This is a genomic window from Candidatus Profftella armatura, from assembly GCF_000441555.1.
GTDB classification, from domain to species: domain Bacteria; phylum Pseudomonadota; class Gammaproteobacteria; order Burkholderiales; family Burkholderiaceae; genus Profftella; species Profftella armatura.
Map to the genome: position 1 here is coordinate 109,905 of NC_021885.1, position 15,974 is coordinate 125,878.

Consider the following 15,974-nt stretch of genomic DNA (forward strand, 5'->3'; position numbering starts at 1 on the left):
TATATGGATAATGTAATTTAAAGGCTTACTGAAACTATCGCTTTATTTTATAAGGAGATCTAAAATGACTGTAAGTGCTTTCGCTCCATTTTATCGTTCTACTATTGGATTTGATCGTCTAGCACAAATTTTTGATAATGTTAGAACTGAAGCTCAACAAAGTTATCCGCCATACAATATAGAATTAGTTGATGAAAATAAATATCGTATAACTATGGCTATAGCTGGTTTTAATCGATCTGATTTAGAAATAGAAACAGAACGCGATACATTAAGAATAACTGGTCGAAAACAAGCCGATACACAACAAAGAAATTTCTTGCATCGTGGTATAGCTACTCGTAATTTTGAGCACCGTTTTCAATTAGCTGATCATGTTCATGTTGTAGCTGCATTTTTTGATCAAGGTATTTTAAATATAGATCTAATTAGAGAAGTTCCAGAAGCACTAAAACCTAGAAAAATATATATTAATACAACTAAAAATACAGATCGAATAGAGTAAAACTAAATACATCTAGTCTTTTAAGACTAGATGTATAAAAAAAATACATTTAAAATAATGAATTTTTATTTTAAATATTAAAATCTAAATTAAAATCTTAAAAATTTTTAAAAAACTATAAAAATAAAATGAATATATTTTTTAAAATTCTTATTTTTTTTCAAATAATTTCCGCTTTTACAATTATTAATTTAATTATATTTCAATATAAAAAAAATATATGTTTTAATAGAGTAACAACTACTAATCCTAGTGTTTCTAATAGTTTCTTTGGATCTATTGGTTCTTTTAATTTTATATTTAAATTAATTTTTATATTTTCTGCATTATTTTTTTTATCAACAATGTGTTTAACATATCTTAGTAAACAAAAAATAAATAATAATACAATAAATCATTTTTATAAACAGTTAAATTCTTCTAAAATATCATCTACTTACTCAGATAATCATAATATAAAGATAAAAAATAATAAAAAATAAAATATTTGTATTATAATTAATTGTATTATAATTAATTTTAAAATTATTACTGCCGACGTGGTGAAATGGTAGACACGCTATCTTGAGGGGGTAGTAGCTATTAAAGCTGTATGAGTTCAAATCTCATCGTCGGCACCAAATAAAATATTAACATAACTTTTAATCATAAAATTATAAATCGTGAATTTAAAAAATTTTTTTCCTATTTTTTTGTTTATTGTTATTGGTATAATTATTGGTATTTTACCTCAAATAATGGGGCGTATTTTAGGTCCATATAAACCTAATCCACAAAAAAATTCTCCATATGAATGTGGTTTTAAGGAATTTGGTGGTATACCAATAAAATTTGATGTGCGTTATTATCTTATAGCAATTTTTTTTATTTTATTTGATCTAGAGACTATTTTTTTTTTTCCATGGGGGGTAGTTATGCGTGATCTTAATGCCTATGGTTTTATGTCTATGATAATATTTATTATTGAATTTATAATTAGTTTTTTATATATTTGGAAAAAAGGTGCTTTAGACTGGGAATAAATTATGTCAATTAAAAATGTATTTAAACATGGATTTATAACTCTTACCTTAGATAAATTAATTAATTGGACTCGTACTAGCTCAATGTGGCCAATGACTTTTGGACTTGCTTGTTGTGCTATTGAAATGATGCATGCTGGCGCCTCACGATATGATTTAGATCGCTTTGGTATTATGTTTCGTCCATCTCCACGCCAATCAGATGTAATGATTGTAGCTGGAACATTATGTAATAAAATGGCGCCAGCTTTACGAAAAGTTTATGATCAAATGACTGAACCAAAATGGGTAATTTCCATGGGTTCTTGTGCAAATGGTGGCGGTTATTATCATTACTCTTATTCTGTGGTAAGAGGTTGTGATCGAATTGTTCCGGTAGATGTATATATTCCAGGATGCCCCCCAACTGCAGAAGCCTTGTTATATGGTATTATTCAATTGCAAAATAAAATTAAACGGACTAATATTATTAATCGTTAAATAAACCATGATTACAAAATTAAAAAAATTAGAATTCACATTAAAAGATATACTAGGTAAATATTTACAAAAATTAATTATAAGTTTAAATGAAATTACAATTATAATTAATGCTATAGATTATTATTCTACAATGAAAATATTACGAGATCATGTTAATTTTAGATTTGAACAATTAATTGATTTATGTGGTATTGATTATTCTATATATAATAAAAATATTAATTCTGATAATTCTAATAAAAATCTACGATTTGCAATAGTATTACATTTATTATCATTAAATTATAATTGGAGATTACGTGTTCGAGTGTTTGCCGAAAATAATGAATTACCAAGATTACATTCAATAACTTCATTATGGTCTTCTGCAAATTGGTATGAGCGTGAAGCATTTGATTTATTTGGAATTTTTTTTGATGGACATGATGATTTGCGTCGTTTGTTAACGGATTATGGTTTTGTAGGACACCCTTTTCGAAAAGATTTTCCAGTTATAGGTTATGTTGAAATGAAATATAATACACAAGAATCTCGAATAATTTATCAACCTGTCACAATTGAATCGCGTGAAAATTATCCGCGTATAACAAAAAATAGAAAAAATAAAAAATATAATATAGATTAAATATTAAAAATAAATTTAAAAATAATGTTAGAAATTAAAAGTTATAAATTAAATTTTGGTCCACAACATCCTGCTGCACATGGTGTATTACGATTAATATTAGAGCTTGAAGGAGAGGTAGTAAGAAAAGCGGATCCTCATATTGGTTTATTGCATCGTGCAACTGAAAAATTAGCCGAACAAAGAACTTATTTACAATCATTACCATATATGGATCGTCTTGATTATGTTTCTATGATGTGTAATGAGCATGCATATGTTATGGCTATTGAAAAATTACTAAATATTAAAATACCAATACGTGCTCAATATATTAGAGTAATGTTTGATGAAATTACAAGATTATTAAATCATTTAATGTGGATTGGTTCGCATAGTTTAGATATTGGAGCTATGGGAGTTTTATTATATGCTTTTCGCGAAAGAGAAGATTTACTGGATTGCTATGAAGCGGTTTCTGGAGCTAGAATGCATGCTGCCTATTATAGGCCTGGTGGAGTATATCGTGATCTACCAGAAATAATGCCTCAATATAAATCATCAATTATTCGAAATAATAAAGCAACTAAAATTCTTAATGAAAATAGACAGGGTTCTTTATTGGATTTTATAGAAGATTTTACGAATCGTTTTCCTAAAAATATTGATGAATATGAAACATTATTAACAGATAATCGTATTTGGAAACAACGTTTAGTTGGAATTGGAGTAGTTTCTCCAGAGCGGGCATTATCAATGGGATTTACCGGTCCTATGTTACGTGGATCTGGGGTTAAGTGGGATTTGCGTAAAAAACAACCTTATGAAATTTATAATTTACTTAATTTTGATATTCCTATTGGAAAAAATGGTGATTCATATGATCGTTATTTAGTAAGAATAGAAGAAATGCGTCAGTCCAATAAAATTATTAAACAATGTATTAAATGGTTAAGAAGTAATAAAGGCCCAGTAATTTCAAATAATAATAAAATTACTTCTCCTGCTCGCATTAATATGAAATCGAATATGGAAGATCTTATTCATCATTTTAAATTATTTACAGAGGGTTTTTATGTTCCTTTAGGTGAGATATATTCTTGTGTTGAACATCCAAAAGGTGAATTTGGTATTTATTTAGTATCAGATGGAGCGAATAAACCATATCGGATTAAAATTCGATCTCCTGGTTTTGCGCATTTACAAAGTTTAAGTGAAATGATATCTGGACATATGATTTCTGACGTTGTAACTATTATTGGTACACAGGATATTGTGTTTGGAGAGATTGATCGTTAAAAATTAATTTATTTATCTTTATATAAAATTCTATAAATTAAAATGTTATTAAGCGAAGAAGCATATAAAAAAATTGATGAAGAAGTAAAAAAATACCCTATTAATAAACAAAAATCCGCGGTTATAGCGGCACTGGCTATAGCTCAAGAGGAAAAAAAATGGTTATCTCCTGAAATACAAAAAGATATTGCAAATTACTTAAATATACCTCCAATTGCTGTATATGAGATAGCTACTTTTTATAGTATGTTCCACACTAACCCGGTTGGTAAATATACGATTACAATATGCACAAATTTGCCTTGTATTTTAGCGGGTAGTTTAAAATCTATGAAATATTTAATTCAAAAATTAAATATTAATTTTCCAAAACAAATTACTACAAATGATTATTTTTTTACATTAATTGAATCTGAATGTATGGGGGCATGTGGTGACGCTCCAGTAATTTTAATAAATAATAAACGAATGTGTAGCTATATGTCTATAAAAAAAATAGATATTCTTTTAAAAGAACTAAAAAGTTTATAAAGGAAATTAAGATGACCAGTTTACATAATCGCCATATTAATCCTTTAATATTAGCTAATCTTAATGGTAAAAATTGGGGTTTAACGGATTATATTAAACGAGGAGGTTATAAATCTATAAAATATATTTTAGAAAAAAAAATTACACCAGAGCAAATAATTTCTGAGTTAAAAGTTTCTTCTTTACGCGGAAGAGGAGGAGCTGGTTTTCCTACTGGATTAAAATGGAGTTTTATACCACGTGAAATTTCTGGGCAAAAATATCTTATTTGTAATAGTGATGAAGGTGAACCAGGTACATTTAAAGACAGAGATATTTTACGTTATAATCCTCATGCCTTAATCGAAGGAATGATTATTGGTGGTTATGCAATGGGTATTACAATTGGTTACAATTATATTCATGGAGAAATTTGGGAAGAATATATTCGATTTCAAGAAGCATTAAAAGAAGCATACACTTTTGGTGTATTAGGAAATAATATTTTAAATACTAATTTTAGTTTTCAAATATATGCACACCATAGTTATGGTGCATATATTTGTGGAGAAGAAACAGCATTATTAGAATCTTTAGAGGGAAAAAAAGGAACACCACGTTTTAAACCACCATTTCCTGCTAATTTTGGTTTGTATGGTAAACCAACTATTATTAATAATACTGAAACATTAGCTTCTATTCCATTTATTTTTTTAATTGGTGCTAAGCAATATTCTAAAATTGGTAAACCTAATAATGGCGGAACTAAAATTTTTTCTGTTTCTGGTGATATTAATTATCCAGGTAATTATGAGATACCATTAGGAACTCCTTTTTCTCGTTTACTTAAATTATCAGGAGGTATGCGAAATGGAAAAAAAATTAAAGCCGTTATTCCGGGAGGATCATCATCACCAGTTATTCTAGGTGATGTTATGATGAAAATAGATATGGATTATGATTCAATTTCACAAGCTGGGTCAATGTTAGGATCCGGGGGTGTAATTGTTATAAATGAAACGCGATGTATAGTTAAATCTTTATTACGTTTATCTCGTTTTTATTATTTAGAATCATGTGGGCAATGTACACCATGTCGAGAAGGAGTCGGGTGGATGTATCGTATCATTAATCGTATTGAGAATGGAAATGGAAATTTAGAAGATTTAAATTTATTAAATTCTATAGCAGATAATATTCAAGGACATACTATTTGTGCATTAGGTGATGCCGCCTCAATGCCAGTACGTTCTTTTATTAAAAATTATTATGAAGAATTTAAATATCATATTACCAATAAATGTTGTTTAGTATCAGATAATTTATAATATTGTCAATATTATTTATTAATTTAGTTTAATTTAAACTTTAAATTTTAAAAATCAAATGATGATTGAAATTGAAATAAATGGAAAAAAAATAAATATTACTAAAAAAAGTATGATATTAGAGGTTGCAAATAAATTTGGTATTTATATTCCACATTTTTGTTATCATAAAAAATTAACTATTGCAGCAAACTGTAGAATGTGTTTAGTGGAAATAGAGGGAATAAATAAGTTATTACCAGCTTGTGCAACTCAGGTTTCATCTGGAATGAAAATTCATACAATTAGTGATAAAATAATAAAAGCACAACAAAATGTCATGGAATTTTTGCTTATAAATCATCCATTGGATTGTCCAATTTGTGATAAAGCGGGGGAATGTAAATTACAAGATTTTTCTGTTGAATACGGTAAATCTATTTCACGTTATAAAGAGGAAAAACGTTTAATATCCCCAAAAAATGTAGGATCACTAATTTCAATGAAAGAAATGAATCGCTGTATTTATTGTAGTCGCTGTATTCGTTTTGGACAGGAAATTGCTGGTTTAATGGAATTAGGAGTGATAGGACGAGGGGAATATTCTGAAGTTACTACTTTTATTGGGGAATCTATTAATTCTGAATTATCTGGAAATATGATTGATTTATGTCCTGTTGGTGCATTAACATCAAAACCATTTCGATATAAAATAAGAACCTGGGAATTATTAAATTATAAATCTATTAGTCCGCATGATAGTTTAGGATCTAATTTAAATATACATGTAAAAAAAAATAAAATAATGAGAGTACTACCATTAGAAAATGAAGAATTAAATGAATGCTGGATTTCTGATAAAGACCGATTTTCTTATGAGGGACTTATTTCCTCTGATCGTTTAATAAAACCAATGATTAAAAGAAATAATAAATGGATCGAAACAAGTTGGTCATCTGCGCTAGAATATATTGCGAAAAATTTACGAAATATTATAACAAAATATGGAACTGATTCTATTGCTGCACTTACAACATCTATATCAACACTTGAGGAATTAATATTATTACAAAAGATAATACGAGGATTGGGTTCTGAAAATATTGATTTTCGTTTACGACAATTGGATTTTTCTTTAGATAATACAATTATACCATGGTTAGGTATGTCAATTTCAGAATTATCTCAATTAAATCATGTTTTAATTATAGGATCTTTCTTAAGAAAAGATCATCCATTATTTGCCGCAAGATTACGTTATGCCGCTAAAAATGGGGCTTGTATTAATTTATTGCATGCTACTGATGATGACTTATTAATACCAATAACTAATAAAATTATTATAGCGCCATCTAAATGGTTAGAAACCTTAAATCAAATAATTGTTTCTATTGCTATAAAAAAATCAATTGATATTCCAAATCATTTAATTGAAATTAAAGTTTCGAAAATTTCCGAATTAATTGCCGATGATTTATTATCTAATGGATTAAAATCAGTATTACTTGGAAATACACTTTCTCAACATCCAAATTCTTCTCAATTACATATTGCGGCTCAATGGATTGCTACACAAACTAATTCTAAATTTGGCTATTTTTTGGAAGGAGCTAATACTGTAGGCGGATATATAGCTAATGCTTTTCCAAATAAATATGGTATCAATGCTCATCAATTATTATATTCACCTAGAAAATCTTATTTATTACTTAATTCTGAATTACAACTTGATTGCGCTAATCCTCAAACAGCATTAAATTCTTTAAAACAAGCAGAGTTAGTAATAATTATGTCTCCATATAAACATAACTTAGACTATGCCCATGTATTATTGCCAATCGCTCCATTTACAGAAAATTCTGGAACCTTTATTAACGCAGAAGGTCGCATACAAAATTTTTCAAACGTAATAAAACCATTAGGTCAAACACGACCCGCATGGGAAGTATTAAAAATATTAGGTAATTTATTAAAATTATCAAATTTTGATTATAGTAGTTCAAAAGAAATTTACAAAGATTTTATTAAAAACATTAATAATGTAAAAAATCGTTTAAATAATATTGTTCCTAATGAAATTATAAATACTTTAATTAATAAATATAACTATACTTTATCAAAAAATTATACTTCATCGACATTATTAAATAATCTTGAACGTGTTTCTGATATACCAATTTATTTTACTGATTCTATTGTAAGAAGAGCATTATCTTTACAAAAAACTAATGATGCAAATATGCCATTAGCTTGGTTATCAAAAATGATATCAAAAAAATTAAAAATAATTAAAAATGATCGAGTTAAAATTAAACAAGATCAATACAGTATCGAATTAAATGTCGCAATTGATAATAAATTACCAGATAATGTAATACGTATATCAGCTGGTCATAATAGTACTATTGCCTTAAATAAAATGTTTGGAAAAATTACATTGGAGAAAATATGATTTTTAATCAATATTTATTAGACTTTTTTCAAATTTTTTTCAAAATAATTTTAACTGTATTAATATTATTATTATCCGTGGCATATTTAACTTATTTGGAGAGAAAATTAATTGGATGGATGCATGCTCGAATTGGGCCTAATCGTGTTGGTTTTTTGGGTTTATTACAACCAATTGCTGATACATTAAAGTTACTTTTAAAAGAAATTACAGTACCTAAAAAAGCTAATAAATTTTTATTTTTTTTAGCTCCAATTATAAGTATAATGCCAGCAATAGCTGTTTGGTCTATTATTCCATTTAGTCCAGAATATGTGTTTTCTAATATAAATTCTGGATTATTATTTATTATGACTATTACTTCAATAGAAATTTATGGTGTAATTATTGCTGGATGGTCTTCAAATTCAAAATATGCATTTCTTGGATCTATGCGAGCATCAGCTCAAATGATATCATATGAGATAGTAATGGGATTTTGTTTAGTTATTATTCTTATGGTAACTGGAAGTTTAAATTTAACAAAAATAGTTATTAATCAAAATAATGGTTATTTTTCTAATATAGGTTTAAGTTTTTTATCATGGAATTGGTTATCATTATTTCCAATTTTTATAATTTATATTATATCTTGTATTGCAGAAACAAATCGTCATCCATTTGATATAGTAGAGGGTGAATCAGAAATAGTTGCTGGGTATATGATTGAGTATTCAGGAATGTCTTTTGCTATTTTTTTCTTAGCTGAATATGCTAATATGATTTTATCTGGAATATTAATATCATTATTATTTTTAGGTGGATGGATAGCACCATTAAAAATATTAAATTTTATTCCATTTTGGATTTGGTTAGGAATTAAAACATTTTTTATTTTATTTATATTTATTTGGATTAGAGCATCATTTCCTCGTTATCGTTATGATCAAATTATGCGTTTAGGTTGGAAAATATTTATACCAATAATTTTATTTTTTTTAATTATTTATGCGTTTTGGATTAAAAGTCCTTTAAATATTTGGAAATAAAATTTTTATAAACAAATTGATTAATTTTTATAAATTGTATAAATGAAATGAAAAAAATTAAAAATTTTTTAAAAAGTATAATGTTAATTGAATTAATTAAAGGATTGATATTAACTGGACGTTACTTATTTTCAAAAAAAATTACGATTCAATATCCAGAAGAAAAAACACCCCAATCGCCACGTTTTCGTGGATTACATGCATTACGTCGTTATCCGAATGGAGAGGAACGTTGTATTGCTTGTAAATTATGTGAAACAATTTGTCCTTCTATGGCTATTACAATTGAATCTGAAGAACGATTTGATGGATCAAGGCGAACTAAACGTTATGACATTGATTTAACTAAATGCATTTTTTGTGGATTATGTGAAGAATCTTGTCCAGTTGATTCAATTGTTGAAACACATATTATAGAATATTATGGGGAAAAACGTAATGACTTATATTACACAAAAGAAATGTTATTAAAAATCGGTGATAAATATGAAAAAGAAATTTCAAAAACAAAAACTCTAGATTCATTATATCGTTAATTAAACTAAAAATAAAAAATTATGGAATTTCAAAGTATTTTATTTTACATATTAAGTATAATAACAATAATATCTTCACTATGTATTGGAATTGTTAAAAATACAGTGCATTCTGCATTATTTTTAATTCTTTCTTTTTTTTCTTCTGCTGGTTTATGGGCTCTCTTAAATGCTGAATTTTTATCTCTTATATTAATACTAATTTATGTTGGCGCTATCATGATATTATTTTTATTTATAATCATGATGTTAGATTTAAATATTCATAAAAATAGTAAAAATTTATTAAACTTTTTAATATTAACAGTAATATTAGGTTTTTTAATGGCATTTAAAATGATAAAAATATTACTTAATGGATTTTTAATTAATAATTTTTATAAAAAAAAAATATTAATAATTTCAAATTCTATTGGTTCTGTAAAAGAACTTGGTCTCTTAATTTATAGTAAATATATATATATATTTGAAGTTGCCTCTGTAATTTTGCTAGCAACAACAATTTCTGTTACTATACTTACATTACGTTCTCGAAAGGATAGAAAATACTACTCTTCTTCAGACGCAATTAAAGTTCAGTCTAGCGATCGAGTTCGTGTTATCAAAATGAAATCTGAAAAGTAATTATATAAAGGTAATATATGATTTTTTCTCTTATGCATTATTTTGTTTTAAGCGCTATATTATTTACAATCTCTATTATTGGTATTCTTATGAATCGCGAAAATGTTATAATTTTTTTAATGGAAATAGAGATAATGTTATTAGCTATTAATACAAATTTAATTGCTTTTTCATGTTATCATAACAATTCAGATGGAATGATTTTTGTATTTTTTATTCTGACTATGGCTGCAGCAGAATCAGCAATAGGTTTTGCTATTTTAATAACACTTTTTCGTCATTTTAAAACTATTAATATAAATTTTTTTAAAAATCTTAAAGATTAATTTTAATAATATATAATAGGAATGTTAATGATTAAACCACTTAATCCAATTTTTTTTCTATCTCCTCTTATAGTTACATTAGTTGGGTCTATAATTACTGGTTTATTTGGCACAAAGTTTTTTAATAATCTTATTGGGCGTAAAACATCTCATTCAATAACAATATTTAGTATATTAATAGCTTTTTTGTGTTCAATTATTACTTTTAATAAATTAATAATTAATAATTTTATTTATAATTACAATTTATATACTTTATTAACTTTTTATAATATAAAATTAGAAATTGGTTTTTTAATAGATTATCTTACAGTGCTAATGATGTGTATAATAACCTTTATATCATTAATAGTTCATATATATTCTACTTATTATATGAAAAAAGATTCTGGTTATAATCGTTTTTTTTCATATATTTCTTTTTTTACATTTTCTATGCTTTTACTGGTAATGAGTAATAATCTTTTTCAATTGTTTTTGGGGTGGGAAATAGTTGGAATGGCATCATATTTACTAATTGGTTTTTGGTATGATAAACCATTAGCAATTACTGCAAATTTAAAAGCTTTTTTAATTAATAGAATAGGTGATATTGGATTAATTCTTGGAATCTGTCTTTTGTTTAATTATATTGGTAGCATGAATTATATCAAAATATTTTCGTGTAGTATAAATATAGCATATTTAAATTTACCTAACACGAATTGCATGTTAATTACCATAATTTGTATTTGTTTATTTATAGGAGCTATGGCTAAATCAGCTCAATTTCCATTGCATACTTGGTTACCAGATTCTATGGAAGGACCAACTCCAGCATCTGCATTAATTCACGCGGCAACTATGGTAACTGCAGGTATTTTTATGATAACAAGAATGTCTCCTTTATTTGAGTTATCAAATACTGCATTATCAATAATTTTATTTATTGGAGCGATTACTGCTTTTTTTATGGGTTTATTAGGTATTATTCAAAATGACATTAAACGTATTATTGCGTATTCTACTTTATCTCAATTAGGCTATATGACAGTTGGATTAGGAGTATCAGCATATACAGTTAGTATATTTCACTTAATGACACATGCATTTTTTAAAGCTTTATTATTTTTATCGGCCGGTTCTATTATTATAAATATGAAGCATAATCAAGATATTCGCAATATGGGGGGGCTTTATAAATATATGCCAATTACTTGTATTACATCACTAATTGGTTTACTATCACTAGTTGGGGCTCCATTTTTTTCCGGTTTTTATTCAAAAGACAGTATTATTAATGCTACTTATTTTAGTCAAATAACTGGATCCAAATTTGCTTATTTTTTGCTATTAATTAGTGTATTTATTACTTCTTTTTATTCCTTTAGAATGTATTTTTTAATATTTTTTGGTAAAGAAAATTTTAAAAATATAAAAAATTTTCCTATAGATAAAAAACCTAATGAATCGTCATTTTCAATACTTTTTTCATTAATTATATTATCAATACCATCTATATTAATAGGTTTTTTTTCTATAAAAAATTTTTTGTTTCAATCTTTTTTTAAAAATATTATTATTATTAATCAAGCGCATTATTCATTAGAAAAATTGCGAAATGAATATCAATCTCCATTAAAAATGGTTTTTCAATCTATAAATAGTCCAATATTATGGTTATCAATTTTTGGTTTTATATGCGCATACTATTTATATATAGTAAATCCAAAAGTACGTATTATTATAAAAAGATATTTTTGCTGGTTTTATATATTAATGAAGAATCAATATTATATTAACAAAATCAATGAATTAATATTTATTAAATATACATATTTATTTGGAAATTTTTTATGGAATTTTATTGATAAATTTTTAATTGATGAATTAATTATTAATAATATTGCAAAAATTATTATTAAAACTTCTAAATATATTAAGTTTTTTCAATCTGGTTATCTTTATCATTATATATTTACAGTAATTATTACTTTTTTAGGTTTTCTTATATATTTTATACCATTTTCAATTAATAAATAATTAAATTATTTAATAATGTTATTATCAACTTTTCCAATTCTTAGTATTTCTATTTGGACTCCAATTATATGCGGTTTATTAATTTTAACAATTTTTCGTAATAAAAATTTAAAATTAATACGTATTGTATCATTAATTTCTGCATTATTTAATTTTTTTATAACTCTTTCTTTATTTAAATATTTTAATATTCAATTTCATGGAATTCAATTTATAGAAAAAAAAATATGGATTGATTATTTTAATATTTATTATTTTCTTGGTATTGATGGTTTATCATTGTGGTTTATACCTTTAACTGCGTTTATTACACTAATAATTATATTAATTAGCTTAGATATTAAAAAAAAATTAGCAGAATACATGAGTGCTTTTCTTATTTTATCTGGGTTAATAATTGGTGCATTTTGCGCATTAGATGGAATGTTGTTTTATATATTTTTTGAAGCAACACTTATTCCAATATTTATTATTATTGGTACTTGGGGTGGTAGTAATCGTTCATATGCTGCAATTAAATTTTTTTTATATACATTGATGGGTTCACTTTTAATGTTAATATCAATGATATATTTATATTATATTTCAAATAAATCATTTAATATTTTAAGTTGGCATCAATTATCTATTACTAAAATTGAACAAATTTGGTTATTTATTACTTTTTTTATTGCATTCGCTATTAAAATACCAATATGGCCAATGCATACATGGTTACCAGATGCTCACGTTGAAGCTCCAACAGAAGGCTCGGTCATTTTGGCTGCAATTATGTTAAAATTAGGTTGCTATGGTTTACTTAGGTTTTCTTTACCTATTTTTCCAGATGCAAGTTATTATTTTTCTAACTTAATAATTACTTTATCCTTAATTTCAATAATTTATATTAGTTTAATAGCTATGGTACAAATTGATATAAAAAAATTAATTGCATATTCATCAATCGCACATATGGGATTTGTTACTTTGGGTATCTTTATGTTAACTAAAATTAGCATACAAGGCGCGATTATACAAATGATTTCACATTCCCTTATATCTAGCGCAATGTTTATATCAATTGGTTTTTTATATAATCAAATGAAAACTAGATTAATTTCTAATTTTGGAGGAATAATAAATGTTATACCACATTTTTCTGTATTTTTTATTATATTTTCATTAGCTAATTGTAGTTTACCAGGAACCTCTGGTTTTATTGGTGAATTTATGATAATTTTAAGTGCAGTAAAGTTTAATTTTTGGATAGGAGTATTAACTTCTACTGCGCTTATATTTAGCGCAGCATATTCTTTATGCTTATCAAAGAATATAATATTTGGTACAATTACTAATAATAAAATAATAAAATTAATTAATATTAATAAACGAGAATTTTTAATATTAGGATTATTTATGATTTTAATAATTTTTATTGGTTTATATCCTAAACCAATAGTTAATTCAATGAAAATATCAATTTCTGATTTACTAAAACATATTGTTATATCAAAAATTAATTATAATAATGATAAATAATTTAAATTTTTTCCACTTTAATAATATATTAACTTATTATCCGGAAGTATTTTTATTTATTTCTACTTCTATAATTTTATTTATTAATATATTTTTACCTAACAATAAAAGTACTTTTACCTATTTTTCTTCTTTATTAATTTTGTTTATTTGTTTTATTTTAAGTTTAATAAATTTTAATGGTTTTAAAATTTATTCTTTTAATAATATGTTTATATTGGATCCATTGTCCTCATTAACAAAATTAATACTGTATGTAATCATATCATTAGTTTTAATTTATTCTCGATTATTTTTAATAAAAAAAAATATTACATTATTTAATAATGAATTTTACTTGCTGATATTATTTTCAGTATTAGGTCAAATGATTATGATCTCAGGTAATAATTTATTAAGTATTTATCTTGGTCTAGAATTAATGTCATTAACCTTATGTGTGTTAATTGCTTCTCAAAAAAATAATATATTTTCATCAGAAGCTGCTATTAAATATTTTATATTAGGAATATTATCATCTGGTTTTATGTTATATGGAATTTCTATATTATACGGAATAACAGGAACGCTTGAATTACAATCTATATTTAATGTTATTAAATTAAATAATATTAACTGCAGTGTTTTAGCACTTAGTTTGCTATTAATTATAGTAGGTTTAAGTTTTAAATTAGGTATATCACCTTTTCATATGTGGGTTCCAGATGTATATCAAGGAGCATCAATTATTATTACTCTTTTACTTAGTACTACTCCAAAATTATCATTATTTGTAATAATATATCGTTTATTAATTAAATGTTTATTACCATTAGTAATTAATTGGCAAAAAATATTACTAATATTAGCAATTTTTTCTTTAATTATAGGAAATGTTTCTGCAATTACACAATATAATTTTAAGCGTATGATAGCTTATTCTAGTATTGCGCATATGGGGCTTATGTTATTTTCTATAATATCTATTAAAACATCACATAATAATCTAATTATATTTAATTCATGTGATTCAGGTTTATTTTATATCATTACTTATATATTTGCTATATTAGGTGCTTTTGGTGTAATAATTTTATTAAAAAATAATACTTGTAATAAAACTGATGAATTAGATATTTTTATAGGATTACATCAAAGAAATCCATGGTGCGCTTTAATTATGATGATTTTTATGTTTTCATTAGCAGGATTTCCACCTACTATTGGTTTCTACGCCAAATTTTTTATTTTTGAAAAAATATTCGAAACTCAAAAAATTTGGTTATTATTATTAATTATTATGTGCTCACTAATTGGTACATTTTATTATATACGAATTATTAAATTAATGTATTTTAAAAATGCTATTGAAAAAACAAAATTATCAATTAATCTTAATATAAAGATATTACTTAGTATTAATGCGTTTCTTTTATTAATTTTTGGTTTGTATCCAAATTTTTTATTAAATTTTTCAGAAAAATTATTTATATAAAATTTTAAAAAATTTAATATTTCATATTAGAACTAAATTTAGTTAAATTATCTAATAAAATACACATAAAGAATTAATAGGTACTTAATTAATAGTAATTGTATAAAATTAATTATAATTAAATTTATAAAATTTTTATAAATTTAATTGACAAAATATATAAAATTTATATAAAATAATAATTTATTAGAAAGTTAAGTTTTTATGCTATATATATTATATTTATTATAGCAAGCTCTTTAAAAATTGAAGAATCGATAAATG

General features: G+C 24.7%; 16 protein-coding genes and 1 tRNA gene. All 17 read left to right on the forward strand.

All coding sequences use genetic code 11. The features are described from left to right. Positions 1-64: 64 nt before the first annotated feature. The 17 genes from SSDC_RS00560 (at position 65) to SSDC_RS00640 (ending at position 15,710) form a co-directional block, all read left to right on the forward strand. On the forward strand, positions 65-505 hold the full coding sequence (locus SSDC_RS00560) for an Hsp20 family protein (RefSeq protein ID WP_020915379.1): 441 nt from the start codon (positions 65-67) through the stop codon (positions 503-505). A 128-nt stretch (positions 506-633) separates the two neighbouring features. After that, positions 634-987: a preprotein translocase subunit SecG gene (secG, locus tag SSDC_RS00565; protein WP_020915380.1), complete on the forward strand. Its 354-nt coding sequence runs from the start codon at positions 634-636 to the stop codon at positions 985-987. Positions 988-1,038: 51 nt separating this feature from the next. Then, positions 1,039-1,125 (forward strand) — tRNA-Leu (locus tag SSDC_RS00570). Positions 1,126-1,167: 42 nt separating this feature from the next. Continuing rightward, positions 1,168-1,527 carry an NADH-quinone oxidoreductase subunit A gene (gene ndhC / locus SSDC_RS00575; protein WP_020915381.1) on the forward strand — a complete coding sequence of 120 codons (360 nt, stop codon included), beginning with the start codon at positions 1,168-1,170 and terminating at the stop codon, positions 1,525-1,527. Positions 1,528-1,530: 3 nt separating this feature from the next. Beyond that, positions 1,531-2,007: a NuoB/complex I 20 kDa subunit family protein gene (locus SSDC_RS00580; RefSeq protein WP_020915382.1), complete on the forward strand. Its 477-nt coding sequence runs from the start codon at positions 1,531-1,533 to the stop codon at positions 2,005-2,007. A 7-nt stretch (positions 2,008-2,014) separates the two neighbouring features. Continuing rightward, a complete protein-coding gene (locus tag SSDC_RS00585) occupies positions 2,015-2,635 on the forward strand; it encodes an NADH-quinone oxidoreductase subunit C (RefSeq protein WP_020915383.1) in 621 nt (206 codons plus the stop codon). Between the two features lie 24 nt (positions 2,636-2,659). Further along, complete coding sequence (locus tag SSDC_RS00590; RefSeq protein ID WP_020915384.1) at positions 2,660-3,913, forward strand: NADH-quinone oxidoreductase subunit D; 1,254 nt, start codon at positions 2,660-2,662, stop codon at positions 3,911-3,913. A gap of 42 nt (positions 3,914-3,955) precedes the next feature. Beyond that, complete coding sequence (gene nuoE, locus SSDC_RS00595; protein WP_020915385.1) at positions 3,956-4,444, forward strand: NADH-quinone oxidoreductase subunit NuoE; 489 nt, start codon at positions 3,956-3,958, stop codon at positions 4,442-4,444. A gap of 11 nt (positions 4,445-4,455) precedes the next feature. Further along, complete coding sequence (gene nuoF / locus SSDC_RS00600; RefSeq protein WP_020915386.1) at positions 4,456-5,751, forward strand: NADH-quinone oxidoreductase subunit NuoF; 1,296 nt, start codon at positions 4,456-4,458, stop codon at positions 5,749-5,751. A gap of 61 nt (positions 5,752-5,812) precedes the next feature. Beyond that, a complete protein-coding gene (gene nuoG / locus SSDC_RS00605; RefSeq protein WP_041193048.1) occupies positions 5,813-8,182 on the forward strand; it encodes an NADH-quinone oxidoreductase subunit NuoG in 2,370 nt (789 codons plus the stop codon). After that, the gene (gene nuoH / locus SSDC_RS00610) at positions 8,179-9,210 is read left to right on the forward strand and encodes an NADH-quinone oxidoreductase subunit NuoH (RefSeq protein WP_020915388.1); all 1,032 of its coding nucleotides are present in this window, start codon (positions 8,179-8,181) and stop codon (positions 9,208-9,210) included. Before nuoG ends, nuoH begins: the two co-directional genes overlap by 4 nt. A 47-nt stretch (positions 9,211-9,257) precedes the next feature. Further along, the gene (gene nuoI, locus SSDC_RS00615) at positions 9,258-9,746 is read left to right on the forward strand and encodes an NADH-quinone oxidoreductase subunit NuoI (protein WP_020915389.1); all 489 of its coding nucleotides are present in this window, start codon (positions 9,258-9,260) and stop codon (positions 9,744-9,746) included. A gap of 21 nt (positions 9,747-9,767) precedes the next feature. Beyond that, entirely contained in the window at positions 9,768-10,370 is a 603-nt protein-coding gene (locus tag SSDC_RS00620; RefSeq protein ID WP_020915390.1) for an NADH-quinone oxidoreductase subunit J, read from the forward strand. A gap of 20 nt (positions 10,371-10,390) precedes the next feature. Continuing rightward, on the forward strand, positions 10,391-10,696 hold the full coding sequence (gene nuoK / locus SSDC_RS00625) for an NADH-quinone oxidoreductase subunit NuoK (RefSeq protein WP_180812095.1): 306 nt from the start codon (positions 10,391-10,393) through the stop codon (positions 10,694-10,696). Positions 10,697-10,723: 27 nt separating this feature from the next. Next, positions 10,724-12,718, forward strand: a complete 1,995-nt coding sequence (gene nuoL, locus SSDC_RS00630; RefSeq protein ID WP_020915392.1) for an NADH-quinone oxidoreductase subunit L — start codon at positions 10,724-10,726, stop codon at positions 12,716-12,718. Between the two features lie 15 nt (positions 12,719-12,733). Then, entirely contained in the window at positions 12,734-14,236 is a 1,503-nt protein-coding gene (locus SSDC_RS00635) for a complex I subunit 4 family protein (RefSeq protein ID WP_020915393.1), read from the forward strand. Beyond that, positions 14,226-15,710, forward strand: a complete 1,485-nt coding sequence (locus SSDC_RS00640; protein ID WP_020915394.1) for an NADH-quinone oxidoreductase subunit N — start codon at positions 14,226-14,228, stop codon at positions 15,708-15,710. The genes SSDC_RS00635 and SSDC_RS00640 overlap by 11 nt, the downstream gene beginning before the upstream one ends. Positions 15,711-15,974: the final 264 nt, after the last annotated feature.